Source organism: Pseudescherichia vulneris NBRC 102420 (assembly GCF_000759795.1).
GTDB lineage: Bacteria > Pseudomonadota > Gammaproteobacteria > Enterobacterales > Enterobacteriaceae > Pseudescherichia > Pseudescherichia vulneris.
Map to the genome: position 1 here is coordinate 1 of NZ_BBMZ01000012.1, position 26,144 is coordinate 26,144.

Annotated in this window: 25 protein-coding genes; 16 read left to right on the top strand and 9 right to left on the bottom strand. The window is 59.2% G+C overall.

Features of this window, described 5'->3' with window-relative positions:
- Window positions 1-39: 39 nt before the first annotated feature.
- The 3 genes from olsF to ampH form a co-directional block, all read right to left on the bottom strand.
- On the bottom strand, window positions 40-1,749 hold the full coding sequence (gene olsF, locus EV102420_RS10570) for a bifunctional ornithine lipid synthase OlsF (RefSeq protein WP_042391539.1): 1,710 nt from the start codon (window positions 1,747-1,749) through the stop codon (window positions 40-42).
- 113 nt (window positions 1,750-1,862) lie between these two features.
- Entirely contained in the window at window positions 1,863-2,837 is a 975-nt protein-coding gene (gene hemB / locus EV102420_RS10575; protein WP_042391540.1) for a porphobilinogen synthase, read from the bottom strand.
- Window positions 2,838-2,937: 100 nt separating this feature from the next.
- Window positions 2,938-4,095: a D-alanyl-D-alanine-carboxypeptidase/endopeptidase AmpH gene (gene ampH / locus EV102420_RS10580; protein ID WP_042391541.1), complete on the bottom strand. Its 1,158-nt coding sequence runs from the start codon at window positions 4,093-4,095 to the stop codon at window positions 2,938-2,940.
- Window positions 4,096-4,342: 247 nt separating this feature from the next.
- On the opposite strand from ampH, the gene sbmA reads away from it, so the two are divergent.
- Together sbmA and EV102420_RS10590 are read left to right on the top strand one after the other, a co-directional pair.
- Window positions 4,343-5,563: a peptide antibiotic transporter SbmA gene (gene sbmA, locus EV102420_RS10585; protein WP_042391542.1), complete on the top strand. Its 1,221-nt coding sequence runs from the start codon at window positions 4,343-4,345 to the stop codon at window positions 5,561-5,563.
- A gap of 14 nt (window positions 5,564-5,577) precedes the next feature.
- Window positions 5,578-6,666 (top strand): DUF1615 domain-containing protein, encoded by a 1,089-nt coding sequence (locus tag EV102420_RS10590; RefSeq protein WP_042391543.1) that lies wholly within the window; start codon window positions 5,578-5,580, stop codon window positions 6,664-6,666.
- Window positions 6,667-6,684: 18 nt separating this feature from the next.
- Here the strand turns inward: EV102420_RS10590 and EV102420_RS10595 are convergent, their stop codons facing one another.
- The gene (locus EV102420_RS10595) at window positions 6,685-6,984 is read right to left on the bottom strand and encodes a DUF2755 family protein (RefSeq protein WP_042391545.1); all 300 of its coding nucleotides are present in this window, start codon (window positions 6,982-6,984) and stop codon (window positions 6,685-6,687) included.
- Window positions 6,985-7,239: 255 nt separating this feature from the next.
- Here EV102420_RS10595 and EV102420_RS10600 point away from each other — a divergent pair, with 255 nt between their 5' ends.
- Complete coding sequence (locus tag EV102420_RS10600; RefSeq protein WP_042391546.1) at window positions 7,240-7,461, top strand: DUF2754 domain-containing protein; 222 nt, start codon at window positions 7,240-7,242, stop codon at window positions 7,459-7,461.
- Here the strand turns inward: EV102420_RS10600 and ddlA are convergent.
- On the bottom strand, window positions 7,458-8,555 hold the full coding sequence (gene ddlA / locus EV102420_RS10605; RefSeq protein WP_042391937.1) for a D-alanine--D-alanine ligase: 1,098 nt from the start codon (window positions 8,553-8,555) through the stop codon (window positions 7,458-7,460). The two genes, EV102420_RS10600 and ddlA, sit on opposite strands and share 4 nt — an antisense overlap.
- Window positions 8,556-8,661: 106 nt before the next feature.
- On the opposite strand from ddlA, the gene EV102420_RS10610 reads away from it, so the two are divergent.
- From EV102420_RS10610 to adrA, 4 genes are all read left to right on the top strand, one after another.
- Complete coding sequence (locus EV102420_RS10610) at window positions 8,662-9,345, top strand: extensin-like domain-containing protein (protein ID WP_042391547.1); 684 nt, start codon at window positions 8,662-8,664, stop codon at window positions 9,343-9,345.
- A 73-nt stretch (window positions 9,346-9,418) separates the two neighbouring features.
- Window positions 9,419-10,633: a multidrug efflux MFS transporter gene (locus EV102420_RS10615; protein WP_042391938.1), complete on the top strand. Its 1,215-nt coding sequence runs from the start codon at window positions 9,419-9,421 to the stop codon at window positions 10,631-10,633.
- 83 nt (window positions 10,634-10,716) lie between these two features.
- Window positions 10,717-10,980 (top strand): anti-adapter protein IraP, encoded by a 264-nt coding sequence (gene iraP, locus EV102420_RS10620; protein ID WP_042391548.1) that lies wholly within the window; start codon window positions 10,717-10,719, stop codon window positions 10,978-10,980.
- Window positions 10,981-11,076: 96 nt separating this feature from the next.
- Complete coding sequence (gene adrA, locus EV102420_RS10625; protein WP_165570662.1) at window positions 11,077-12,192, top strand: diguanylate cyclase AdrA; 1,116 nt, start codon at window positions 11,077-11,079, stop codon at window positions 12,190-12,192.
- Between the two features lie 102 nt (window positions 12,193-12,294).
- Here adrA and proC read toward each other — a convergent pair whose 3' ends face one another.
- On the bottom strand, window positions 12,295-13,104 hold the full coding sequence (gene proC / locus EV102420_RS10630; protein WP_042391549.1) for a pyrroline-5-carboxylate reductase: 810 nt from the start codon (window positions 13,102-13,104) through the stop codon (window positions 12,295-12,297).
- Window positions 13,105-13,180: 76 nt separating this feature from the next.
- Between proC and EV102420_RS10635 the strand changes: the two genes are divergently transcribed.
- The 5 genes from EV102420_RS10635 (at window position 13,181) to ppnP (ending at window position 15,799) form a co-directional block, all read left to right on the top strand.
- Window positions 13,181-13,660 carry a YaiI/YqxD family protein gene (locus EV102420_RS10635; protein WP_042391552.1) on the top strand — a complete coding sequence of 160 codons (480 nt, stop codon included), beginning with the start codon at window positions 13,181-13,183 and terminating at the stop codon, window positions 13,658-13,660.
- A gap of 170 nt (window positions 13,661-13,830) precedes the next feature.
- A complete protein-coding gene (gene aroL / locus EV102420_RS10640; protein WP_042391554.1) occupies window positions 13,831-14,355 on the top strand; it encodes a shikimate kinase AroL in 525 nt (174 codons plus the stop codon).
- 57 nt (window positions 14,356-14,412) lie between these two features.
- Complete coding sequence (yaiA, locus tag EV102420_RS10645; RefSeq protein ID WP_042391943.1) at window positions 14,413-14,604, top strand: protein YaiA; 192 nt, start codon at window positions 14,413-14,415, stop codon at window positions 14,602-14,604.
- A 138-nt stretch (window positions 14,605-14,742) separates the two neighbouring features.
- On the top strand, window positions 14,743-15,426 hold the full coding sequence (locus EV102420_RS10650) for an AroM family protein (protein WP_042391555.1): 684 nt from the start codon (window positions 14,743-14,745) through the stop codon (window positions 15,424-15,426).
- Between the two features lie 88 nt (window positions 15,427-15,514).
- Window positions 15,515-15,799 (top strand): pyrimidine/purine nucleoside phosphorylase, encoded by a 285-nt coding sequence (gene ppnP, locus EV102420_RS10655; protein ID WP_042391556.1) that lies wholly within the window; start codon window positions 15,515-15,517, stop codon window positions 15,797-15,799.
- A gap of 58 nt (window positions 15,800-15,857) precedes the next feature.
- Here the strand turns inward: ppnP and rdgC are convergent, their stop codons facing one another.
- Window positions 15,858-16,769 carry a recombination-associated protein RdgC gene (gene rdgC, locus EV102420_RS10660; RefSeq protein WP_042391945.1) on the bottom strand — a complete coding sequence of 304 codons (912 nt, stop codon included), beginning with the start codon at window positions 16,767-16,769 and terminating at the stop codon, window positions 15,858-15,860.
- Window positions 16,770-16,893: 124 nt separating this feature from the next.
- On the opposite strand from rdgC, the gene mak reads away from it, so the two are divergent.
- A complete protein-coding gene (gene mak, locus EV102420_RS10665) occupies window positions 16,894-17,805 on the top strand; it encodes a fructokinase (protein ID WP_042391557.1) in 912 nt (303 codons plus the stop codon).
- A 45-nt stretch (window positions 17,806-17,850) separates the two neighbouring features.
- Here the strand turns inward: mak and sbcC are convergent, their stop codons facing one another.
- Both sbcC and sbcD read right to left on the bottom strand, forming a co-directional pair.
- Entirely contained in the window at window positions 17,851-20,988 is a 3,138-nt protein-coding gene (gene sbcC, locus EV102420_RS10670) for an exonuclease subunit SbcC (RefSeq protein WP_042391558.1), read from the bottom strand.
- Window positions 20,985-22,187 (bottom strand): exonuclease subunit SbcD, encoded by a 1,203-nt coding sequence (gene sbcD, locus EV102420_RS10675; RefSeq protein WP_042391559.1) that lies wholly within the window; start codon window positions 22,185-22,187, stop codon window positions 20,985-20,987. The genes sbcC and sbcD overlap by 4 nt, the downstream gene beginning before the upstream one ends.
- A gap of 190 nt (window positions 22,188-22,377) precedes the next feature.
- Between sbcD and phoB the strand changes: the two genes are divergently transcribed.
- The 3 genes from phoB to brnQ all read left to right on the top strand — a co-directional run bounded on the left by phoB (window position 22,378) and on the right by brnQ (window position 26,111).
- On the top strand, window positions 22,378-23,067 hold the full coding sequence (phoB, locus tag EV102420_RS10680; protein WP_042391560.1) for a phosphate response regulator transcription factor PhoB: 690 nt from the start codon (window positions 22,378-22,380) through the stop codon (window positions 23,065-23,067).
- Window positions 23,068-23,088: 21 nt separating this feature from the next.
- Window positions 23,089-24,384 carry a phosphate regulon sensor histidine kinase PhoR gene (phoR, locus tag EV102420_RS10685; protein WP_042391561.1) on the top strand — a complete coding sequence of 432 codons (1,296 nt, stop codon included), beginning with the start codon at window positions 23,089-23,091 and terminating at the stop codon, window positions 24,382-24,384.
- Window positions 24,385-24,791: 407 nt separating this feature from the next.
- Window positions 24,792-26,111 carry a branched-chain amino acid transporter carrier protein BrnQ gene (brnQ, locus tag EV102420_RS10690; protein WP_042391563.1) on the top strand — a complete coding sequence of 440 codons (1,320 nt, stop codon included), beginning with the start codon at window positions 24,792-24,794 and terminating at the stop codon, window positions 26,109-26,111.
- Window positions 26,112-26,144: the final 33 nt, after the last annotated feature.

Below are 26,144 nucleotides of genomic sequence, written 5' to 3' on the forward strand. Positions count from 1 at the left end.
GAGGTATGTAGGCCCGCGTAAGCGTAGCGCCACCGGGCATTAACCCGGCATCAGATGCGCACCGATGTAGCGCGCATAGCGCTGGCTTTTCAGATGGGTGAGATCCACCAGCACCAGACCGTCCACGCAGTGGTTGAAGTCCGGATCGCTACCGAAGTCGATAAACTGAACGCCGCCCGGCGTGCACAGCTCTGAATACTGCTTGTAGAGCGGAGGAATGCCGCAGCCCAGGTTGCCGAGCAGCGACTTCAGGCGGGTAAGATCCTCGGTGTAATCGTCGCCGGTAAACTGGGCCAGCACCTCAGGAAGCGAGGCAGGCCAGGGGCGACGGGAGGCGGCCAGCGGATGCACTGGTGGAAACCAGAGGCGGTAGAAGGCCACCAGCAGATCCCGCGCCGCCGGAGGCAGGCCGCCGGAGATCGACACCGGGCCGAAGAGATAGCGGTACTGCGGGTAGCGCGCCAGGTATGCGCCAATGCCCGACCAGAGGTAGTCCAGTCCGCGACGGCCCCAGTAGCGCGGCTGAATAAAGCTACGTCCGAGCTCAATGCCATGCTGTAAAATATCATCCATTTTATCGTCATAGTGGAACAGGCTGTAGCTGTACAGCCCGCCCAATCCCTGCTGCGCCACCTGCTGCGCCGTGGGCATAAAGCGGTACGCGCCGACAATCTCCAGATCCGCCTCATCCCATAAGATCAAATGCAAATAGTCATCGTCATAGCGGTCGATGTCACGCCGCTGCCCGCTGCCTTCCCCCACGGCGCGAAAGGCGATCTCCCGCAGCCGACCTAGCTCGCGTAGCACCGGGACATCCTCCTCGCCGTTGCGCTGCCAGAGGTAGATGGTCTTGCCGTCCGTGGTCTGGCCGAGGCACTCCGCCTGTGCCAGGGCGCGTTTCAGGAGTAGCCGCGGCTCCGGCCGGGCGATGGCGCACTCGGTTTTAAACAGCCCCGGCAGACCTTTGCCCAGACGGATAACGTGCTGGCGACACCGCTCCGCCGTCTCACGAACGCTGGCGTGCGGATTATGCAGGCTCTCCCAGGGGATGCGCTGGCCGAGGGTGATGGGCAGGCTGCTGCCCTGGCGGCGAAACATCTGCTGCATCAGCAGCAGCATCGGCAGGGTAGAGGAGATCAGCGTGCTGGCGTAGAAGAGCGGGCTGTTGTGAGCGCGAATAAACACCGGCAGCAGCGGTGTACGAAACTTTGCCGCCAGCTTCACGAAGCCGCTGTGCCAGGCGTTGTCGCCAATACCGTGGCGGGTCAGGCGCGACACTTCGCCCGCTGGAAAGAAGATCAGCACGCCGCCCTGCTGGAGCTGCGTTTCCATCTGCAGCAGCGAGGATTTACGCGTGCGTCCGCCCAGGTTATCGACGGGAATAAACAGCGAGCTGAGCGGCTGAAGATGGGTCAGCATCCGGTTGGTAACGACTTTGACATCCCGCCGCACGCGGGAGACGGCATGAAGCAGAGTGAGGCCGTCGAGGGTGCCGGTGGGATGGTTGGCGACAATGATGAGTGGGCCATGCTCGGGGATCTGCTCAAGGTCGTGGGCGGAGAGGGTGCTGCGAATGCGAAGGTACTCAAGGATCTGCTCGACCATATCCAGCCCCTTCAGGTGGCGATGGCGGGCGGCGAACTGCTGAAATTCCTCCTCGTAGAGCAGGCGTTTTAGCAGATTGCGTTGCCAGGGGGCGGGCCTGGCCTGAGGCCAGAGGTCATCAAGAACGCTGTCGAGACTAAACATGGTGGCTCCTCCATCCGTCTTAGGCAGACAGTAGAAGGACGAGATGTTGTTTATGTGACAGAGAGGTGAACTTTAGGATGCCCGGCACGCAGAGCGCCACCGGGCACGGCGGTTTAACGTAGGATTTTCCGTTCGGCCAGATCCAGCGCGAAGTAGCTGAAGATCAGATCCGCACCGGCGCGTTTGATCGCACCAAGGCTTTCGAGGATCACTTTGTCCTCATCGATAGCCCCGGCCTGGGCAGCAAACTTGATCATCGCATACTCACCGCTGACCTGATACGCGCCGAGAGGCAGCTCGGTACGCTCGCGGATATCGCGCAGGATGTCGAGGTACGCGCCTGCGGGCTTAACCATCAGGCAGTCTGCGCCCTGTGCTTCGTCAAGCAGCGACTCGCGGATCGCTTCCCGGCGGTTCATCGGGTTCATCTGGTAGGTTTTACGATCGCCCTTCAGTGCCGTTCCGGCTGCTTCACGGAACGGGCCGTAGAAGGAGGAGGCGAACTTGGTAGAGTAGGACATGATCGCCGTATCGGTAAAGCCTGCGGCATCCAGCGCCTGACGGATCGCCTGCACCTGGCCGTCCATTGCGGCAGACGGAGCGATGAAATCAGCCCCGGCGGCAGCGGCAACCACCGCCTGCTTGCCCAGGTTGAGCAGGGTTGCGTCGTTGTCCACGCCGTGATCGCACAGCACGCCGCAGTGACCGTGGGAGGTGTACTCGCAGAAACAGGTGTCGGACATGACCACCATCTCCGGTACCGCGTCCTTACAGATCCGCGACATACGCGCTACCAAGCCATCCTCTTTCCAGGCATCGCTGCCGGTGGCGTCGGTGTGGTGGGAAATACCAAACGTCATGACCGAGCGAATGCCCGCGTTGGCGAAGCGCTCGATCTCACGGGCGAGATACTTCTCCGGAATGCGCACCACGCCCGGCATGGCCTCGATGGCTTTATAGTCGTCCAGCTCTTCTTCAACAAAGATAGGCAACACGAAGTCATTGAGGCTCAGCGTTGTCTCTTCAAACATGGCGCGCAGTGCGGGAGACTTGCGCAGGCGGCGCGGGCGGGTAATTAAATCGGTCATGGTATGCCTGAGGTTGGTGAGTCAGAGGGCTATTATAACCCAATCAACTCCGGGGTGTTTCGCCAAAACAGGCGTTAACCACCCCGGAGCGGGGAGCGGATCAGGAGGCCGGGACGATCTGCGGCTGGTTGCCGCTCAGCTCGCTGACCAGGTCGTTAACCCCGTCGCTCATATTTTTAAAGCGGGTCAGCGGAGAGCGGGTCACCACCACGAAAACGCCAACGTTGCTCTTGGGGATCATCGCCATATAGGTAATAAATCCACCGCCGCCGCCGGTTTTTTGGATAATCCCCGGTCGGCCATCTTTTGGTGACATATAGACCCAGCCCAGCCCCAGCGCGTCGGCTTTACCCGGCACGTCCATACCTATCACGCGGGTCAACTGGGCGCGCTGGTAGATAAGGGTCTGCATCCGGTCGGCCTGGTTGCTACGGGCGTAGAAGTCCGAAGAGAGGAATTGCTGCATCCAGCGCATCATATCTCCCGGCGTGGAGTAGACGCCGCCGCTGCCGATTGCCGCCAGGGTGTTATCGCAGGGGCTGGCCCCTTTCTCCGCCACCATCAGGCGTCGGCACTGATCCGGCGAGGGGGTAAAGGTGGTGTCCTTCATCCCCAGCGGGCGTGCGATCTGCTCATCAAACAGCTGCGGGTAGGGCTTACCGGCGGCGTTGGCTAGTGCATCGGCCAGCAGGTCAAAGGCGAGGTTTGAGTAGGCCGCCTGTGAGCCGGGGGCCGTTTTCAGCGTGGCGGTAGAGAGCCAGTTCCAGCGCTGATCGCGCGTCGGCCAGGTAAAGACCGAGCGTTGCGCCGCGCCGCCGGGCTGCTCGCGGGGCAGGGCGCTGGTGTGGGTCGCGAGGTTCACCAGGGTGATCGGCGTTCCCTGCCAGCTCGGCACCCGCGCACCGGGAGGCGCATACTTACTGAGCGGATCGTTGAGCTTCACCACGCCCTGGTCGAGCAGCTTCACCAGCATTTCGCTGGTCATCAGCTTGGAGATAGAGGCGATGCGGATCAGCGAGTCGAGCTGCGGACGCACGTTGTTGCCCGGACGCGTTTCACCGAAGCTGCGAAACACGCGCTGGTTGCCGTCGATCGCCACCATCGCCATGCCGGTCGCGCCGCTGCCATAGAAGATATGGTTGGCATAGCGATCGACAATATCGGACGCAAATTCGGGATCGGGAGAGGTCTGTGCCGCATTTACTGATGAAAAGGTCAGGGCGCACAACAGGGTGGATAAGAGCAGGCAACGTTTCAACGACAGCATCCATCACAAAAGTTAAAGAGATAGAGGGTATTTATACTACTTACCGGCCCGATGCAAAGCCCGGAAAAGCGCTTTATTTTGCGGTCAAGCGTAACGCCGGGTAAACAGACGCTTTTTTCCTGCAACACAATGTCTTCTTTTGACATAGCGCGCTTGTGGTAATCTCACTGGCTTCGGTATTTTCATACCCATAGCGAATTAACCACACAATAAGAGTGAGCCGTCGCAGGAGTATTTCATGTTTAAATCTTTTTTCCCCAAGCCGGGACCGTTTTTGCTCTCGGCGATCCTGTGGTCGCTGATCGCCGTCATCTTCTGGCAGGCGGGCGGCGGGGATTGGTTAACCCGTATTTTAGGGGCGTCTAAAGAGACCCCAATAGGCGCGTCGCGCTTCTGGTCCGGCAGCTTCCTGATTTTTTATGCTTACTACGCCCTGTGCGTGGGTGCGTTTGCCCTGTTCTGGTTTACCTACGCCCCACACCGTTGGCAGCGCTGGTCGATTCTTGGCACCGCGCTGATTATCTTTGTCACCTGGTTTATGGTCGAGGTCAGCGTGGCGATCAACGCCTGGTATGCGCCGTTTTACGATCTGATCCAGCGCGCCCTCAGCGCGCCGCATAAGGTGACCATCGACCAGTTCTACCGTGAAACAGGCGTGTTCCTTGGCATCGCGATGATTGCGGTTACCGTTGCGGTGTTGAATAACTTCTTCGTCAGCCACTACGTTTTCCGCTGGCGTACCGCGATGAACGAATACTACATGGCCAACTGGCATCGCCTGCGCCATATTGAGGGCGCGGCCCAGCGTGTACAGGAGGACACCATGCGGTTCTCCTCAACGCTGGAGGATATGGGCGTCAGCCTGCTCAACGCGATAATGAAGCTGATCGCGTTTCTGCCGATCCTCGTGGCCCTGTCGCCGCATGTGCCGGAGCTGCCGATCGTCGGCCACGTCCCCTACGGGCTGGTGATCGCCGCCATTGTCTGGTCGTTGGTGGGAACCGGCCTGCTGGCAGTGGTGGGGATCAAGCTGCCGGGGCTGGAGTTTAAGAACCAGCGCGTCGAAGCGGCCTACCGTAAAGAGCTGGTCTATGGCGAGGACGATCCTGAGCGCGCCTCGCCCCCTACCGTGCGCGAGCTGTTTGGGGCGGTGCGGCGGAACTACTTCCGCCTCTACTTCCACTACATGTATTTCAACATTGCGCGCATTTTCTATCTGCAAATCGACAACGTTTTCGGCCTGTTCCTGCTGTTTCCGTCGATGGTTGCCGGTACGATTACGCTCGGCCTGATGACCCAGATCACCAACGTTTTCGACCAGGTGCGCAGCTCGTTCCAGTACCTGATCAACTCCTGGACCACGCTGGTAGAACTGATGTCTATCTATAAGCGTTTACGTACCTTTGAGCGTGAACTTGACGGTGAGGATGTGGTACACGCGACAACTTCACTCAGCTAATGACCGGAGCGGCTATGCAAGCATCACGCAGTTTAACCCTGCTGGCGGGGGCGATCCTCGTCGGCTGTAGCACCTCGCAACCGCCACCCCTCAAAGAGGGCGAGAAGGCGGTGGACGTGGCGAAGCTGGTGCGGCAGAAGATCCCTGCCAGCGTAAAGGATCGTGACGCCTGGGCAGAGGATCTTGCCACCGCGTTCAAGAGCCAGTCTCTTGCGCCGACGCGGGAGAACGTCTGCTCGGTGCTGGCGGTGGCGCAGCAGGAGTCGAACTACCAGGCCGATCCTGCCGTACCGGGTCTAAACAAAATCGCCTGGCAGGAGATTGAGAAGCGCGCCGGGCGGCTGCACATTCCCGCTTTTGTGGTGCGCACCGCGCTAAAGGTTCCCTCGCCCAACGGCAAAAGCTACGCCGAGCGGCTCGATAACGTCAAAACCGAGAAGCAGCTTAGCGCGATCTTCGACGACCTGATTAATATCGTTCCGCTGGGACAGACCCTGTTTGGCTCTCTTAATCCGGTGCACACCGGCGGGCCGATGCAGGTCAGCATCGCCTTTGCCGAGCAGCATACCCGAGGTTATCCGTGGAAGATGGAGGGCACCGTACGTCAGGAGGTCTTCTCCCGGCGCGGCGGCCTGTGGTTCGGGACCTACCATCTGCTTAACTACCCGGCCAGCTACAGCGAGCCGCTCTACCGCTTCGCCGACTTTAACGCTGGCTGGTACGCCAGCCGCAATGCCGCTTTCCAGAGCGCGGTCAGCAAGGCCAGCGGCGTGAAGCTGGCGCTGGACGGCGATGTGATCCTCTACGGCAGCCGTGAGGCGGGCAGCACCGAGCGGGCGGTGCGCAAGCTAGGGCCGCAGCTGGGCCTCAGCGACGCCGAGATCCGCGATCAGCTGGAGCAGGGCGATCGCCAGGAGTTTGAGAAGACAGAACTCTACAAAGGGGTCTATCGTTTGGCGGAGAAGAAGAGTGGGAAGACGCTACCAAGAGCGCTGCTGCCGGGGATCCAGCTTGAGAGCCCGAAGATCACCCGCAACCTGACAACGGCCTGGTTTGCGAAGCGCGTGGACGATCGTCGGGCGCGCTGTATGCAAGCGAATTAATTTACTTACGGCGTCACGTTAATAGTGACGCCAGCGCAGCAGCAGGGCGATAACGCCAAGCAGGGCGCTGCCAATGAGAAACGGAACCAGACCAAAAATCGTGCCCACGCCAAGTCCCATATCAATGCGTGGCCGGTTGCTTTCCTGCATCTGCATCAGATTTTCAAACACGCCAGGGGCATGTATCAGCGCATTCAGCAGTTGCGCACCCGCCCAGAAGCAGAGCAGCACGAAGACAGCATAAGCGATATTGCCCGGCGTGGAGGCGTCTCGTTTCTTCTCGTTGGCAAAGGGCTTCGACATCATAAATTCTGCCATAGTGACCTCCGATACGCGTTATTGAGCTGGTAATACACCAGTAATTCAGGCTGATTTTGACAGGTCAGGCGCATTGTCAATATCAGATTGGTGACAATTTACGCATTATTATTAGCCCTATTTAAGGTTTTACATCTCTAGTCACAAATTCATGACTTTTGTTGCGTTTTATTAACGATTTCGGATTTTCCGCATGCACCAGGGGCTTGCGGTGGGTAATATGCTGCGATGCTGTATTTCTCTACCGGAGTTGCTATGAAACTGCCTGCCAAAATTCGCCGTGACTGGCACTACTACGCCTTTGCTATCGGGCTGATCTTTATTCTTAACGGCGTGGTTGGGCTGCTGGGTTTTGAGGCGAAGGGCTGGCAAAGCTACGCGGTCGGCCTGGTCACCTGGGTGATCGGTTTCTGGCTGGCGGGGTTGATTATTCGCCGCCGTCCCGAGGAAGAGACAGCGGCAGAGTCGCAGGATTAAGCCATGGTACTTTTCAGGGTGCTATCGGCCTGATGGCGCTCTAACGCCAGATCGATCAGGCGGCTGATCAGATCGGTATAGCCGAGGCCGCTGGCCTGCCACAGCTTGGGATACATGCTGATGTTGGTAAAGCCGGGCAGGGTGTTAATCTCATTGATAATAATATCGTTGTTGTCGGTCAGGAAGACATCCACCCGCGCCATACCGGCGCACTCCAGCGTCTGGTAGGCGGCAACAGCGGTCTGGCGAATGGCTTCGTTCACTGCCGGATCGATCGCCGCCGGGATCACTACCTGCGCGCCGTTGTCATCGATGTATTTGGTATCGTAGGCATAGAACTCGCTGTTGAGCACGATCTCACCGCAGGTGCTGGCCTGGGGATTATCGTTCCCCAGTACGGCGCACTCAATCTCCCGCCCCTTAATGCCGGTCTCTACCACCACCTTATGATCGAAGGTAAAGGCGAGGTCGACGGCGGCATGGTACTGCGCCTCGCTGGTGACCTTGCTGACGCCTACGGACGAGCCCTGGTTAGCTGGTTTGACAAACAGCGGCAGACCCAGCTGCGCCTGCACGTCAGCAAAAGCGTATCGCTGACGGTTAGCGCGAGTGAGGGTGATGAAAGGCGCAATCTTCAGCCCGGCATCGCGAAGCAGGCGCTTGGTGACGTCTTTATCCATGCATGCCGCCGATCCGAGCACGCCGGAACCGACGAACGGCAGATTGGCCATCCTCAGCATCCCCTGCAGGGAGCCATCTTCCCCCAGCGTGCCGTGAACGATAGGGAAGATCACATCTACCGCTGGCAGGGGCGCGCCGCTTTCGGCGTTGATAAGCTGCGCCGTCTCTCTGCCGGGAATATGCGCCACGCTGATAGCGGAAGGATTCAGCGCGATACGTGCCGGATCGCTGGCGTTCTGTAAATAGTTAGCCGCGTCGTTGACGTGCCACTGCCCCTGTTTATCAATCCCCAGCAGCAGCACCTCGAAGCGGCTCTTATCGATAGCGTCGACGATATTTTTTGCTGACTGAAGCGAGACTTCATGCTCTGCTGATTTTCCACCAAAAACGATCCCTACCCGCATTTTTGCCATCACCACATCCACTCTTATTATCCGGAAAAAAGATACCTTACCACGGCAAAACGCGTGATTCGCGCGCTTCTGCCATAATGTTTTTAGGTGATTAAAGGGGGAGCGCGTGAGAGGCACAGGAGCCATCGTTTTTTTACTTATCGTAGGGGCAGGAGTAGTGGGCTATCGTCACCTGCCCTCATACTACAACCCCTTTGCGCCGCTGCGCCTCGACGATCCGCCGGGCCGTATTACCCAATTTAAGCTTAAGCGGCTGACGCCCGAGCAGTGCGACGCCCTGCTCGTGGAGGCCAACCAAAAGAGGCTGATCGCTTCCCAGCCCGTCGCCGACAGCACCGGCACCTGTCCGCTGACCCATACCGTACGGGTACGGGATTTTGGCCCGGTTAAGCTCAGCAGCAGCTTTCTCGCCTCCTGCCCGCTGGCGCTCAGCTCGGCGCTTTTTGTGCAGCAGCAGGCCAGGCCGCTGACCGCGCGGTATATGTCCAGCGAGCTGGTGCGTATCGATCATCTTGGCAGCTATGCCTGCCGCAATATATACCATCGCGCCAACGCCCGGCTGAGTGAGCACGCCACCGCCGAGGCGCTGGACATCAGCGGCTTTCGCCTCGCCAACGGCCAGCAGGTGACGGTGCTGCGCGGCTGGAAGCAGGACAAAACCCAGCCCTGGCTGCGGGCGATGCTGAGCGCCAGCTGCGGCTACTATGGTAACGGCCTGGGGCCAGACTACAACGCCGCCCATGCCAACCATTTTCATCTGGGGATGCGTGGCTATGGGTTATGCCATTAAGTGCCGCTAAGCATAATCCACAGTTATGCTATGCTGGAGCCTGCTGTTAAAACCTGAATAATTGCAGATGCTTATGGAATCCTGGAAGGTTAATCTTATTTCGGTCTGGTTTGGCTGCTTTTTTACCGGCCTTGCAATCAGCCAGATTTTACCGTTCTTGCCGCTCTATATTGCCGAGATGGGCGTGACCTCGCATGAGGCGCTGTCGATCTGGTCCGGGCTAACCTTTAGCGTGACCTTTCTGGTGTCGGCCATCGTCTCGCCCATGTGGGGAAGCCTTGCTGACCGCAAGGGGCGCAAGCTGATGCTGCTCCGCGCCTCGCTGGGGATGGCGATCGCCATTCTGCTACAGGCCTTTGCCACTAACGTCTGGCAGCTGCTCTTTCTGCGGGCCATCATGGGGCTCACCTCCGGCTATATTCCCAACGCGATGGCGCTGGTGGCCTCCCAGGTGCCGCGCGAACGCAGCGGCTGGGCGCTCAGCACGCTCTCCACGGCGCAGATCAGCGGCGTCATCGGCGGCCCGCTATTGGGGGGCTTTCTCGCCGATCACGTTGGCCTGCGAGCGGTGTTTTTCATCACCGCCACGCTGCTGATGGTCAGCTTTCTGGTAACCCTGTTCCTGATTAAAGAGGGGGGACGGCCCAAAGTCAGCAAGGCGCAGCGCCTGACCGGCAAAGCGGTGTTTGCCAGCCTGCCCTATCCGAAGCTGATTGTGAGCCTGTTCGTGACCACCATGGTGATCCAGCTCTGTAACGGCTCGGTGGGACCGATTCTGGCGCTATTTGTCCAGTCGCTGGCTCCGGACAGCAGTAATATCGCCTTTCTGAGCGGTATGATTGCCGCCGTGCCGGGCGTCTCAGCGCTGATGTCGGCCCCGCGCCTGGGCAAGCTTGGGGATCGGATTGGCACGGCGCGGATCCTGATGGCGACGCTAATCTGCGCGGTAGCGCTCTTTTTTGCTATGTCTTTCGTGACCACGCCGCTACAGCTCGGTATCTTACGCTTTATGCTGGGGTTTGCTGACGGGGCGATGCTGCCTGCGGTGCAGACGCTGCTGCTGAAATATTCGAGCGATCAGGTGACCGGCCGCATTTTTGGCTATAACCAGTCGTTTATGTATTTGGGTAACGTTGCCGGGCCGTTGATGGGGGCAAGCATCTCCGCAATGGCCGGTTTCCGCTGGGTGTTCATCGCCACCGCCGTAGTGGTGCTGATTAATATCTGGCAGCTGGCAATCATACTTAGACAAACCAGACGAACTGCCGCTGGTGCTTCGCAAAAATAGTATTAAAAATGTTATTTTTACGTAACGTGCCATGATAAATTTGGCTGAAAACCTTAAAGAGTTGTGTATGAGGATGGTACGCGATGAAAAACCTGATTGCAGAGCTGCTGGTTAAGCTAGCGGAAAAGGAAGAAGAGTCTAAAGAGCTGGTCGCGCAGGTTGAGGCGCTGGAAATTGTCGTTACCGCGCTGCTGCGTCATATGGCTCAGCCGGAGCAGCTGGCATTGATTCAAAGTATCGAAGGCGCGCTGGAGGCGGCTGGCCCTGACTCGCAGGTACCCAGCCAGGACACCGAGCTGTTGCAGCAGTACCTAAATAAACTCCTGCACCACCCGCGCTCCCGGTAAGCTTAACCCTATCGGGTGAGTGTGATCTTCCTCTCACCCGAAATATCATACTTTCTCCCCGCCGCACCTCTCTATAATTTTGGGAAATGTTTCAGAATATTCCCAATAATGATGAATGATAACAATCTTTATTCTAAAACCGCTGTTAACAAGGAATGGGTTGAGACCCCCAGTCAGGATGAGCACTTCCTGTCTGGCCAGCTGTTTGCCCGGCGACTGCGCTTGCCGCGTATTTTTGGCCTTGGATGCCTCTTCTTTCCCTTAGGTGGCGCCATGACCTCCCAGCCCGTAGCCGGAGGCTGGTGGCTATTTCTCTTGAGCTGGTCTTTTGTCTGGCCCCATCTTGCCTGGCAGCTGGCGAGCCGCGCAAGCGATCCTCATGCCGCTGAAATCAACAACCTCAAAATTGACGCTATTCTGGCGGGGATCTGGATCGGCGTGATGGGAATGAACATCATGCCGTCGGCGGTGCTGGTGATGATGGTCAGCCTGATGCTGATGGGCATGGGTGGCCCAAGGCTGTTTGGTATTGGCATCGTCTTGCTAGTGGGCGCAAGCCTGGTGATGCTCCAGCTTACCGGCACGGCGATAACCTTTACCAGTGCGCCGCTGGAGTGGTGGCTCTGCCTGCCGTTTATCCTGCTCTATCCGCCGCTGTTTGCCTGGGTGAGCTTTCGTACGTTTACCCGTCTCGCCAGGCAGAGGCAGCGCCTACGCATTATGAGCACCCGCGACGGCATGACCGGCGTCTATAACCGGCGGCACTGGGAAATATTGCTGCGCAACGAGTTTGAGAGCTGCCGACGCAACCAGCGGATGGCGACCCTGCTGCTGATCGACGTCGACTACTTTAAGACCATCAACGATACCTATGGCCATGACGTAGGGGATGAGGCGATTATCGCCATCAGCCGCCATCTTCAGATGACCCTGCGCGGAAGCGATATTATCGGGCGCTTCGGCGGCGATGAGTTTGCGGTGATCATGAGCGGTACGCCGGTCGACAGCGCGCTGGCGGCAATGAGCCGGGTTCACGATACGCTGGCGGAGATCCGGCTACCCTGCGCCCCGCATCTGACGCTGCAAATCAGCATTGGCCTCGCACCGCTCACCCCTGGCACGGAGAACTACCGCGAGTGGCTCAAGGCCGCCGATATGGCGCTCTATAAAGCCAAGAAAGGCGGTCGCGGCCGCACGGAGGTGGCGGCATAAGGCGGTTTTGTAGGCCGGGCAAACGCAGAGCCGCCCGGCGTTGCAGCCTTAGCAAAGTCATGCCCGGTGGCGCTACGCTTACCGGGCCTACAGCCGCACCTGTCAAAGTTTGCTTAACGCCTCGGATTTCTCCATGCACTTGGTCATCGCTTCAATCACTGCGGCACGGAATCCACGCTCCTCCAGCACCCGCACCGCCTCAATAGTGGTGCCGCCCGGTGAGCAGACCATATCCTTCAGCTCGCCAGGGTGTTTGCCGGTCTCCAGCACCATTTTCGCTGACCCCATCACCGCCTGGGCAGCAAACTTGTAGGCCTGCGCGCGCGGCATACCGCCCAGCACGGCAGCGTCGGCCATCGCCTCGATAAACATAAAGACGTAGGCAGGGGCAGAGCCGCTGACGCCCACCACCGGGTGGATCATCGATTCGGCCACCACTTCCGCCTCGCCAAAGCTGCGGAAAATAGCCAGCACGTCGGCCACGTCTTCCGGGGTCACCAGTGCGTTCGCGGTGATGGAGGTCATGCCTGCGTTGACCAGCGCCGGGGTGTTAGGCATGGTGCGCACGATTTTGCGATCGTGGCCAAGGGCGCGCGCCAGCTGGTCAAGGGTGACGCCTGCGGCAATCGATACCACCAGCGTCTCTTTATTCAGGCTGGAGGTGATCTCGCTCAGCGTTTTGATCATCACGTTGGGCTTCACCGCGCCAAAGACGATATCGGCGATCTGCGCGACCTCCTGCGCACTCTGCGCCGGGTTGATGCCATACTCACTGCTGAGGGCAGCGACCTTCTCAGGTGTCGGGGTGTAGACCCAAATCTGCTCTGGCTGTACCTGGCCGCTGGCAATCATCCCGCCCAGAATGGCTTTGCCCATATTGCCGCAGCCGATAAATCCGATCTTTTTCTCCATCGCCTTTTCCCTGAATGTGTGATTAATGGGGGAGTTATAGCTTATCATAGTGACCATAAACTATTCAGGAGCAGCTATGGCAATTTGGGTGGATGCGGATGCGTGTCCAAATGTAATTAAAGAGATCCTGTTTCGCGCAGCGGAACGGACACAGACGCCGCTGACGCTAGTGGCGAACCAGACCCTGCGCGTGCCCCCTTCAAAATTCATCCGCTCCCTGCGGGTGCCGGCGGGCTTTGACGTCGCCGATAACGAAATTGTGCGCCTGTGTAGCCCCGGCGATCTGGTGATCACCGCCGATATTCCGCTCGCGGCGGAAGTGCTGGCGAAAGGCGCGGCGGCGCTTAATCCTCGGGGCGAACGCTATAGCGAGGCCACCATCCGCGAGAAGCTGACGATGCGTGATTTTATGGATACGATGCGCGCCAGCGGCGTACAGACCGGCGGGCCGGATACGCTCTCCCAGCGCGATCGCCAGCATTTTGCCGCCGAGTTGGATAAGTGGCTGCTGGCGCGAGCACGGCAGGACTTGTCAACGGGACGCCCTTTAAAGTAAGGTGGCGCGACAGATGCCATTTTATCTTTACACGCTGAAACACGCCATTCATCGCAGTATCATCATAAACTCGTAACGTTTTATTTACGTATTTTTCGTACTAGTGTAATAGTATGGCGCTTCAACTATTTGTGTTCCGCAGATCGCGGAACAGGGGAGAACACCAGGTCATGACGTTACCCATTTTTTTAATTGGCGCTCGCGGTTGTGGAAAATCCACCATCGGTGCTGAGCTGGCTCAGGTGCGAGACTGCCGGTTTGTCGATACCGACCACGCGCTGCAGGAGCTGGCGCAGATGACCATCGCGACGATTGTTGAAAAAGAGGGCTGGCCCGGTTTCCGCGCTCGGGAAACCGCAGCGTTGCAGGCCGTCTCAGCGCCTGGAACGGTGATTGCGACCGGCGGCGGGATTATTCTCAGCGAGGTTAACCGCCGTTTTATGCGCGAGACGGGCATGGTCATCTATCTCTGCGCCCCGGTAGCGGTACTGGCAGAGCGGCTGGAGGCCTTCCCTGAAGAGGCGCAGCGTCCGACGCTCACCGGCAGGCCAATAAGCGAAGAGGTCAGTGAGGTGCTGGCCCAGCGCGACGCGCTCTACCGCGAGGCCGCGCATCATATTGTCAATGCCGCCCAGTCGCCGGAGCAGGTAGTGGCCGATATTCAGGCGGCGCTGCTGCTGGCGCGAGCGAGCTGATTGCAGATCGCGGCCTTTGGCTATACTCATAGCTCTACCAATAAAAAAGGAAGCGCTATGCCTACAAGACCGCCTTACCCGCGTGAAGCCCGTATTGTTACCGTTGAGAAAGGAGGCCAGCAGGAGACGGTAACCTGGTATCAACTGCGTGCTGACCACCCTGAACCGGACTCGCTGATTAGCGAGCACGAAACCGAGCAGGAGGCGCTGGATGCTAAACGGCGCTATGAGGATCCTGATAAAACGTAATCTACACTCTCCCGCTTCATAAATTCAGACAGCCTTTAAGAAGCGGGAGGTTGAACGTTACAGAATTGTTATGAGAGCATAGGTCAGTAGCATAATGATAAGAACAGACGACTGACGTTAAGAAAGGCGGAAACAAAGATGAGTGCAACCCTGGCTATCCTCACCGTGGGTGTGGTGCCTGTCGATGCCGTGATGCCGCTCCTGACCGAGCACATCGATGCGCAGCAGATTACCCAAATTAGTTTGCTGGGGAAGATGGATCCTCAGGATGTGTATGAGGATTACGCCATCGAGCCGGGGGAGAGGCCAGTTCATGCACTGCTAAACAATGGTGAAGTGGCTCAGGTTTCGCGCAAGAAGGTAGAGCGTGATTTGCAGGCCGTCATCGGCGTGATTGATAAACAAAACTACGACGTCATTTTACTCATGAGCACCGAGCGCTTTACCACGCTCTCCCTTTCAGCCCGTCACGCTATTTTGCTGGAGCCTGACAGGATCATCCCCCCGCTGGTCTCCTCTATTGTCGATGGGCACCAGGTCGGCGTTATTGTGCCTTTGGCCGGACTTATCGAAGGCCAGATGGAGAAGTGGCAGCTGTTAGAAAAGGCTCCCTACTACGAGGTTGCCAGCCCCCTGCACGGCCACGAGAACGAGCTGATTGCCGCCGGAAAAGCCCTACTGGCAAAAGGCGCTGACGTACTGATGCTGGACTGCCTCGGCTATCACCAGAAACACCGTGACCTGCTGCAAAAAGCGCTGGATGTGCCGGTGCTACTCTCTAACGTGCTGGTGGCCCGTCTGGCCTCTGAGCTGCTGCTATAGCCATTTTTCGTGACAGAAATTTTGCGTGACAGAGACAAAGGCTGGCCCCTATAGTGATTTTCCATACACTTATTTATAAGGGCCACCCATGCTTCAAAGTAATGAATACTTTTCAGGTAAAGTGAAATCCATTGGTTTTACCAGCAGCAGCACCGGCCGCGCCAGCGTAGGCGTGATGGCCGAGGGTGAGTACACGTTTGGTACGGCCCAGCCGGAAGAGATGACCGTGGTGAGCGGGGCGCTGAACGTGCTGCTGCCCGGCGATACCGAGTGGAAAACGTACTCCGCCGGCGAGGTGTTCAACGTGCCGGGCCACAGCGAATTTCATCTGCAGGTGGCCGAAGCCAGCGCCTACCTCTGCCGCTACCTGTAACGCGTTCTGCCTGTCCCCTGCATCTGTCCCCTACACTGAGGGGACAGTGCGTGCCGTCTTAGCGCTGCGCTTCGCCACCAAGGCCTTCTACCAGACTCTGCACCAGCGCTGCCAGCTCGCCGGTCATCAGGATAAAGTCCGCGTCAAAACGCTGGGCGAAATCATCCCGGTCGATATCTTCATTCTGGTCGCGCAGCTCGTCGGCAAACTTCAGCCGCTTGATCGAGCCGTCGTCGCACATCACAAACTGAATACGCTGCTGCCAGTCGAGCGCCAGCTTGGTCACAAGCTTGCCTGCTTCAATGTGCACCGCAATCTCATCGCTCACCAGATCCTGCTTTTTACAGCGGATCACGCCGCCATCTTCGAGGATCGCTTTCAGCTCCGCCTCGTCCTGGATCTGGAAGCCCTGCGCCGCGCTGCCGCTGCGCACCCACTCGGTCAGGGTCAGTTCGATAGGATTCTCCAGCGTCAGCGGCACCACCGGCAGCGAACCGAGGCTTTTACGCAGCAGGGCCAGGGTATCTTCCGCTTTCTTGGCGCTGGCGCAGTCGACCATGATCAGGCCGTTAACGGTATCGATCCACATCATGGTCTGGCTGAAGCGGCTGAACGCGCGGGGCAGCAGAGAGTGGAGCACCTCATCCTTCAGCGAATCTTTTTCGGTCTTCTTCAGCTTGCGGCCCTGATCGGCCTCCAGCTTGGCAATTTTGGCTTCCAGGGTCTGCTTGACGACCGATGACGGCAGGATCTTCTCTTCTTTACGGGCACAAATGATGATTTGGCCGTTGTTGGTGTGGGTCAAAGCATCACTGTGTGAACCCATCGGCGGAACCCAACCGGTTTTTGCCATATCCTGGCTACCGCAAGGGGTAAATGAGAGCGCGGATAACTGTTTTTCCATCTCCTCTGCACGCAGCGCAATATCGCGGCTGAGACGGTAAACCATTAAATTTTTGAACCACAGCATGATATTTTCCACAGCCTTGTCGTTAAATGCAGCGGGCATGATAGCGAATTGTCTTGCCGCTTGCATTGCTAATCCCCCGGTGGGGTTCTACTCTCTTGATATTGCTAAAAATAAGGAGATCGCTGTGCGTATAGGTATTGATTTGGGCGGCACCAAAACAGAGGTTATTGCGCTCGGCGACAGCGGTGAACAGCTGTTCCGCCACCGTCTGCCCACCCCGCGCGACGACTATCAGCAGACCATTGAAACCATCGCCACGCTGGTCGAGATGGCAGAGAGAGAGACGGGCCAGCAGGGCACGGTGGGAATGGGGATCCCTGGCTCACTCTCCCCCTACACCGGGGTCGTGAAAAACGCCAACTCCACCTGGCTGAATGGCCAGCCGTTTGATAAGGATCTGAGCAAACGGCTGAGTCGTGAAGTGCGTCTGGCTAACGATGCCAACTGCCTGGCGGTCTCAGAGGCCATCGACGGCGCGGCCGCCGGGGCGCAGACCGTTTTCGCGGTGATTATCGGCACCGGCTGCGGGGCGGGGATCGCCTTTAACGGCCATGCTCACTCCGGTGGCAACGGCACGGCGGGCGAGTGGGGCCATAATCCGCTGCCGTGGATGGACGAAGACGAGCTGCGCTATCGGGAAGAGGTGCCGTGCTACTGCGGCAAGCAGGGGTGCATTGAGACCTTTATCTCCGGGACCGGTTTTGCCCGGGATTTCCATCGCCTGAGCGGCCAGCCGCTGAAGGGCAACGAGATTATTCGCCTGGTGGACGAGCAGGATGCCGTCGCTGAGCTGGCGCTAAGCCGCTACGAGCTGCGGCTGGCGAAGTCGCTGGCGCACGTGGTAAATATTCTCGATCCGGATGTGATCGTGCTCGGCGGCGGCATGAGCAACGTCGACCGACTCTATAAAACCGTGCCGCAGCTGATCAAAAACTGGGTGTTTGGTGGCGAGTGTGAAACGCCGATCCGCAAGGCGGTGCACGGCGACTCCAGCGGCGTTCGCGGTGCAGCATGGCTCTGGCCGCTGGAGAAGTAGTTTTGGCATAACGCCCGGCGGCGCGCTGCTTGCCGGGCCTACGTGTTATGACACTGCAAACCTGCCATCAAGCTTGCTATAACCCAATCCGTTGATCTTCCTCACCTTGATCTGCACCGGGATGCGCTCCTTCATCGCCTCGACGTGGCTGATCACGCCGATGGTCTTGCCGCTGGCGTTAAGCGCGTCGAGGGCGTCGAGGGCGGTATCGAGGGTCTCGCTATCCAGCGTGCCGAATCCCTCGTCAAGGAAGAGCGAGTCGATACGTGTTTTATGGCTCACCAGATCCGAGAGCGCCAGCGCGAGCGCCAGGCTAACGAGGAAGCTCTCTCCACCGGAAAGCGTGCGCGTATCGCGTACCGCATCCGCCTGCCAGGTATCCACCACCTCCAGCTCCAGCGCCTCGCTGGCTTTACGCTTCAGCAGGTAGCGGCCGTGCAGGCGAGTGAGCTGGTTATTCGCCAGCCAGACCAGGTTATCCAGCGTCAGCCCCTGAGCGAACTTACGGAACTTATCCCCCTCTTTAGAGCCAATCAGCCCATTCAGGTAGCTCCAGTCTGCGAGCAGGCGGGTCGCCTCTTCAATCTCCTGTAACAGCGCCTGCTGGCGCTGACGACTCTCGGCGTCCTGCCGCAGCTGCTGGCGGATCTCGCCTTGACGGGTAGTGTTCTCCCGCAGCTGCTGCGCCAGCGCGTTTAGCGTGGCGCGCGTCTGCTCGACGCTGGCCTCTTCGCTCAGCCCGGCAGGCGGCTGGGCCTGATGCGCCGTCAGCGCTGCCTGAGCCTGAGCCAGCAAGACCTGGCTCTGCTGTAGCTGACTCTCCAGCGACTGCTGAAGCTGCTCAAGACGCTGGCGTTCGCCATCCTCAAGCAGGGCGGCGAGAAATGCCTGCCGATCGGGGAAGGGGCTCTGCGCCAGCTCGGCGTCAAACTGCGCCTGCTGCTGCGCTACGCGCCCGGCCTCCAGGGCCAGCTGCTGCTGAAGCGTCTGGACCTGGCCGTGGAGAGAGACGCAGTCGTGGTGCACCTGCTGCCAGCCGTCAAGGCTGACGGCAGGACCTTCTGCTTGTCCATCGGCAGGGAGCGTCTCCAGCAGGGGCTGAATCTGGGTCATGCGCTCCTGGAGCGTTGCTGCCTGGGTTTGGCTCTGCTGCCAGCGGCGGGACTCCTCCTCGCGGGCGGCAAACCAGGCTGACTCTTCCCCCTCTGCGGGCAGGGTCAGCCCGAGCTGGGTCAGGCTCGCTGCCAGCGTCTGGCGGCGAGAGTCGATGTTCTGCTGGGCGTGCGCCGCCTGCTGCTGGAGCTCGTTGAGCTGCTCCTCCAGCGCCAGCCGCTGGCTGAACCGGTAGAGCTGCTGCTCGCGAGTCTCTTCAGCCTGTAACCAGCCGCTGACGTCATCCTCGGGCGTCAGCGTGATATTGAGCGCGGTGCACAGCTCGCGCCATTGCTGGCTTAGCGCCACATCGTTTTGCGCTTCGGCCTCGGCGGCGAGGCGATCCCTCTCGCTCTGCTTCACCAGCGCATCCAATTGCCCACGCAGGGCTGCACCGCTCTCCGCTAGCTGCTTAACCTCACGCTCCAGAGCATCGCGCCGGGCCTGGTTGGCATCCACGGTCATCGCCTGGTACTCCGCGACCGCCGGGTGGGCTGTCGATCCGCAGAGCGGGCAGGGCTCGCCGGCCCGCAGTCGTTCACGCTCGGCCTCCAGCCCTTTGATCCGCTCTTCGAGGGCACAAATCGTCTTCACCTCGGTCAGCAGCGCATTCTTCTCTTTATACGCCTGACGCCGCTCGGTCAGGGTCTGGTTGAGAGCTGCCTGCTCGGCGTTGCTCTCGACCAGCGTTTTTTGCAGCTGCTTGATACGCTGCTGAAGAGGAGCGAAGCTGGCATGCAGCACGTTCAGACGCTGGCGCAGCGGGCGCTGTTGAGCGAGATCGGCTATTGCCTGCTGCAACGCCTCGGCGCTCAGATCCAGCCCAGGCGCGTTCAGCGCCGTCAGCTGCTGCTGAAGCTTTTCCCGGCGTGCGCTGAGCGTCAGGGCGTGCTTCTTCTCTTCGGCCTGCTGAGCAAAGTTGGCCCGCCAGCCAGTGAGTTCGCTCTGCCACCGCTGCCAGCGTTCGTGGGCGGTCAGCCAGTCGGCCAGCGTTTTCTGTTCCTGCTGTAGCGCGCTTATCTGCGCGTCGGCGGCGGCGCGAATGCGGCTGCGCTTGCTCAGCTGCTGTTGTAAGCGAGTATTCACTTCATCGGCCTGACGCTGGGTCTGGCCGTGAGTGCGGATCTGCTCCTGTAAGCTCTGCCACACCGGACGCAGTTGCTGGGCGGGGCGAGCCTGCTCCAGCGCGGCAAGCTGTGGATGGGCGGTCTCCAGCGCCTGCTGGGCGCTATTCAGCGCTGTCTGTGCCCGGCCTGCGTCGGCACGCAGTTCGTCGCCGCGCGTCAACCAGTGGAGCAGAGTCTGCTCGCGCTGCTGGGTAGCGACCAGCGTCTGCTCCTGGTCAGTAAGCACCTGCAAACTTTCATTCAGGATCTGGATCTGCTCGGCGCTCAATAGCTGGATGCCCTCAGCCTGGGCCTGGCGCTGCTCCAGCTCGGTTCGCGCCGCCTTGTGTTTTTCAAATACCATCGCCGAGATCTGACCGTAGATCTCGGTGCCGGTCAGCTCTTCCAGCAGCTCGGCTCGCTCTTTCGGTTTGGCATTCAGGAAGGCAGCAAACTGCCCCTGGGAGAGCAGCATCGAGCGGGTAAAGCGGCCATAGTCCAGCCCCGTCAGGGTGGCGGTGAGCTCCAGCTTATCTTTCACCTTATCGGCGAGGATTTTACCGTCGGCGCACAGCGCCAGCTCGACGCGAGGTACCTGGAGGTTGCCCCCGGCCTGGTTGCGGGCGCGGTTCTGGCTCCAGAAGGCGCGGTAGGCCACGCCTTTTACCTCAAACTCCACCTCGGCCAGGCACTCGGCGGTGTCGCGGGTCATCAGGTCGTTCTGCGACTGCGACACGTTGCTCAGGCGCGGCGTCTCATGATAGAGCGCCAGGCAGATAGCATCCAGCAGGGTGGTTTTTCCCGCGCCGGTGGGGCCGGTGATGGCGAACAGGCCGTTGCTTGCAAACGGCTCGGCGGTAAAATCAATCTTCCACTCCCCCTTCAGGGAGTTAATGTTTTTCAGGCGCAGGCTGAGGATTTTCATACGTCTTGCTCCTGGGTCAGCTCTTCCACGGTGGCGCTAAAGAGGGTGCGAACCCGCTGGCCCTGTGCGTCGTCAGGCTCTTCCAGCGCCAGGCGACGCTCGAATACCTCCTCCACGCGTAGCTCGCTGAGGGTTTCCCGCAGCTCGCCCGCCATCATTCGCTGACGCTGCTCGCGGCTGCGGCGTACCAGCAGCACCTCAACCGGCAGATCCTCGGTCATGGCCTGGATCCGGCGCTGCATGTCCGTCAGCCAGTCGTCGGTAGTGATTTCAATATCGAGCCACACCTGCGGCGACGCGGGGGCTCCGCGCCACTGCTCAAGCTGCTGGCCAATGGCGGCAAGATCGCCTTTGATCACCGCCAGTTGCTGAGTCACCGGCACGGTCAGGGGCGTAACGTCCGCCAGCCTGCCGTCGGCGAAGGTCACCAGGTTAACGCTTTTCGCCTTGCCGGTTTCGTCGAAGCTGAGAGCAATAGGCGAGCCGCAGTAGCGGATATGCTCCTGACCGCCAATGATCTGCGGACGATGAATGTGCCCGAGGGCAATGTAATCCACCGGAGGAAAGTTTTGCGCCGGGAAGGCGTCCAGAGTACCAATATAGATGTCGCGCACCGCGTCGCTTTTGCTGGCCCCGACGGTGGTCAGGTGGCCGCTGGCGATAATCGGCAGCGGCGCATCGCCGCGCAGATCGCAGGCCTGCTGGTACTGCTGCTGATAGTAGTCGGTGATCGCTGCCAGCAGATGCTGCTGCTTCTCGCTGCCGGAGAGACCCGCCTGGCTGGTAACGATGTCGCGCGGGCGTAAAAACGGCACAGGGCAGAACACCGCGCCCGGCTTGCCGTCGCGATGCTTAAGAATGAACGGCGCGCAGCCCGCTGCGGCCACCACGGTGGTGTGCAGAAAGGCCAGGATCTCCCGGGATTCGTTCAGAGTAGCCACCGAGTCGTGGTTACCTGCCAGTACCACCAGGTGACAACCGGTCTGCTGGAGCTGAACCACAAAGCGGTAGTAGAGTTCGCGCGCGTAGCTGGGGGGGGCACCGGTATCAAAGATATCGCCGGCAACGATAATGGCATCAACCTGCTGGGCCTGCGCCGTCTCCAGCAGCCAGTCCAGAAAGGCGGCATGTTCAGCGGCCCGGCTCTTGCTGTAAAAGTTTTGGCCGAGATGCCAGTCAGAGGTGTGAAGGATGCGCATATCGGTTCCATGGCAAAAAAGCGTAAGGCGGATTATAAACGTTTAGGCACAGCGGGAAAGCGGCGATCGTCTTGCTGATGTCATCTGCACGCGTTCAGGTTCATACTGCCTTCATGCTTTTCATAAATCTGTCATAAAACTGACGCATAATGCGACGCAACATATTGATTACAACTATATAGGGCAAATCATGGCGAGACGTATCTTGGTCGTAGAGGATGAGGCCCCCATTCGGGAGATGGTCTGCTTCGTACTCGAGCAAAACGGCTTTCAGCCTGTTGAAGCGGAAGATTATGACAGTGCGGTGAACCAGCTCAACGAGCCGTGGCCCGATCTTATCCTGCTCGACTGGATGCTGCCCGGCGGCTCAGGGATCCAGTTTATTAAGCACCTGAAACGCGAAAACATGACCCGGGACATTCCTGTTATGATGCTCACCGCGCGCGGCGAAGAGGAAGATCGCGTTCGCGGTCTGGAGACCGGGGCGGACGACTACATCACCAAACCCTTCTCGCCGAAGGAGCTGGTGGCGCGTATTAAAGCCGTGATGCGCCGAATCTCGCCGATGGCGGTGGAAGAGGTGATTGAGATGCAGGGCCTGAGCCTCGATCCCACCTCTCACCGGGTCATGACCGGCGAAAACCCCCTCGACATGGGGCCGACCGAGTTCAAGCTCCTGCACTTCTTTATGACTCACCCGGAGCGGGTCTACAGCCGCGAACAGCTGCTGAACCACGTCTGGGGAACCAACGTCTACGTTGAGGATCGCACGGTGGACGTGCATATTCGCCGCCTGCGTAAAGCGCTGGAGCTGAGCGGCCATGACCGTATGGTGCAGACCGTTCGCGGCACGGGTTATCGTTTTTCGACCCGTTTCTAATCATTGACTGGAGTGTGACGCGTGCTGGAACGGCTGTCATGGAAAAGGCTGGTCTTAGAGCTGTTTTTAAGCTGTATCCCGGCCCTGGTGCTTGGAGCAATGTTTGGCTATCTGCCGTGGTTTCTGCTGGCCTCGGTCACCGGATTACTGATCTGGCACTTCTGGAATCTGCTCCAGCTCTCCTGGTGGCTGTGGGTTGACCGCAGCATGACCCCGCCTCCCGGACACGGCAGCTGGGAGCCGCTGCTCTACGGCCTCCATCAGATGCAGCTGCGCAACAAAAAGCGCCGCCGAGAGCTGGGCAGCCTGATCAAACGCTTTCGCAGCGGCGCAGAGTCACTGCCGGATGCGGTGGTACTCACCACCGAAGAGGGGGTGATCTTCTGGTGTAACGGCCTTGCCCAGCAGCTGCTGGGACTGCGCTGGCCGGACGATAACGGCCAGAATATCCTCAACCTGCTGCGCTACCCCGAGTTTACCCAGTACCTGAAGCAGCAGGCGTTTACTAAACCGCTTAACCTGGTGCTGAACAACGGACGGCATCTGGAGATCCGCGTGATGCCCTACAGCGAGCAGCAGCTGCTGATGGTCGCCCGCGACGTCACCCAAATGCACCAGCTGGAGGGGGCACGACGCAACTTCTTTGCTAACGTTAGCCATGAGCTGCGTACGCCGCTGACGGTATTGCAGGGCTACCTGGAGATGATGCAGGAGCAGACTCTGGCCGGGGCGACGCGGGAAAAGGCGCTGCACACCATGCGTGAGCAGACCTCCCGCATGGAGGGCCTGGTCAAACAGCTGCTCACCCTGTCAAAAATTGAGGCCTCGCCGATTCATACCCTGAACGAGGTCATTGATGTGCCGATGATGCTGCGGGTCGTTGAGCGAGAAGCGCAGACCCTCAGCCAGCAGCGGCAAACCATTGAGTTTCACGTCGATCCTTCCCTGAAGGTGTTGGGCAGCGATGAGCAGATGCGCAGCGCCATCTCTAACCTGGTCTATAACGCGGTAAATCATACTCCTCCTGCAACGCACATCATCGTCAGCTGGCAGCGGGTCGCGAGCGGGGTAGAGTTCAGCGTGGTGGATAACGGGCCGGGCATTGCCGCTGAGCATATCCCCCGCCTAACCGAGCGTTTCTACCGCGTTGATAAGGCACGATCCCGCCAGACCGGCGGCAGCGGGTTAGGGCTGGCGATCGTGAAGCATGCGGTCAACCACCACGACAGCCGTCTGGAAATTACCAGCGAGCCGGGCAAAGGCACCCGATTTAGCTTCACGCTACCGGAAAGGCTCATTGCCAAAAGCACAGAGTAGCGTCGTTACTGTCACTATAACTTTCCACAGGCCGCAAAATGCGGCCTGTTAGCTTTGCACCATTCAGCACAGCACCTCTTTTTCTGTGGTTGCTGCTTTTTTGTTCGCATGTTTAGCCATGTGTTTTTCTTATAATTAGCGTTTTATGCTGGTTATTCACTCCACCCTACGATAACCATCTGGTTTTGCGATCCCATCTTGCCTTTAAACGTTATAAGCGTTTAAATTGCGCCCCTGTCGATGACAGACAGGCTGGATTTGCGTGGTAAATCGAAAAACTATTCTTCGCCACGCCCGGTGGGAAGCATATCCCGCTGGAATCTAATGATATTGCCGCTGTATTGTCCCGTAGGGACTGGCGAAAAATTCAACACGTTCAACACCACATCCACAGGCAGTTAATACATATGACCCATCGTTTAAAACCACGAGATATCGTTGCTCTGGGCTTTATGACATTCGCGTTGTTCGTCGGCGCGGGTAACATCATTTTTCCGCCAATGGTCGGCTTGCAGGCGGGTGAACACGTCTGGACGGCGGCTTTTGGTTTCCTGATCACCGCGGTTGGTCTGCCGGTGCTAACGGTCATCGCCCTGGCGAAAGTGGGTGGCGGTGTCGATAGCCTCAGCGCGCCGATCGGCAAAGTGGCCGGTGTGCTGCTGGCCACCGTCTGCTACCTGGCTGTAGGTCCGCTGTTTGCGACCCCGCGTACCGCGACCGTGTCGTTCGAAGTGGGGATTGCTCCGCTGACTGGCGACGGTGCGATGCCGCTGTTTATCTACAGCCTGGTCTACTTTGCCATCGTTATTCTGGTCTCGCTCTATCCGGGCAAGCTGCTGGATACGGTGGGTAACTTCCTTGCGCCGATGAAGATCGTCGCGCTGGTGGTGCTCTCGGTGGCCGCCGTCGTCTGGCCTGCTGGCCCGATCAGCCACGCCATGGAGGCCTACGAGCACGCCTCGTTCTCCAACGGATTTGTTAACGGCTACCTGACCATGGATACCCTCGGTGCGATGGTATTCGGGATCGTGATCGTCAACGCGGCCCGCTCTCGTGGCGTCAGCGATGCACGTCTGCTGACCCGTTACACCGTTCTGGCTGGCGTGATGGCGGGCGTAGGCCTGACCCTGCTCTACCTGGCTCTGTTCCGCCTCGGTTCCGACAGCGCTACGCTGGTGGATCAGTCGGCAAACGGCGCGGCTATCCTGCATGCCTACGTGCAGCACACCTTTGGCGGCGCGGGCAGCATGATGCTGGCAGTGCTGATCTTCCTGGCGTGCCTGGTCACCGCCGTAGGCCTGACCTGCGCCTGCGCCGAGTTCTTCGCTCAGTACGTGCCGCTCTCTTACCGCACGCTGGTGTTTATCCTCGGCGGCTTCTCGATGGTGGTCTCAAACCTCGGCCTGAGCCATCTGATCCAGCTCTCTATTCCGGTGCTGACGGCGATCTATCCGCCCTGTATCGCACTCGTTGTATTAAGCTTTACCCGCAACTGGTGGCATAATTCGTCCCGCGTCATTGCGCCAGCCATGTTTGTGAGTCTGGTCTTCGGTGTGATGGACGGTATTAAAGCGTCGGCGTTAGGCGGTATCTTACCGGCCTGGACGACGCGTCTGCCGCTGGCAGAGCAGGGTCTGGCATGGTTGATGCCGACCGTAGTAATGGCGGTACTGGCAATCTGCTGGGATCGCGTCGCGGGACGTCAGGTGACTTCCAACGCACATTAATCTACGGTTGCGTCTTTAACCACGGGGCTTACA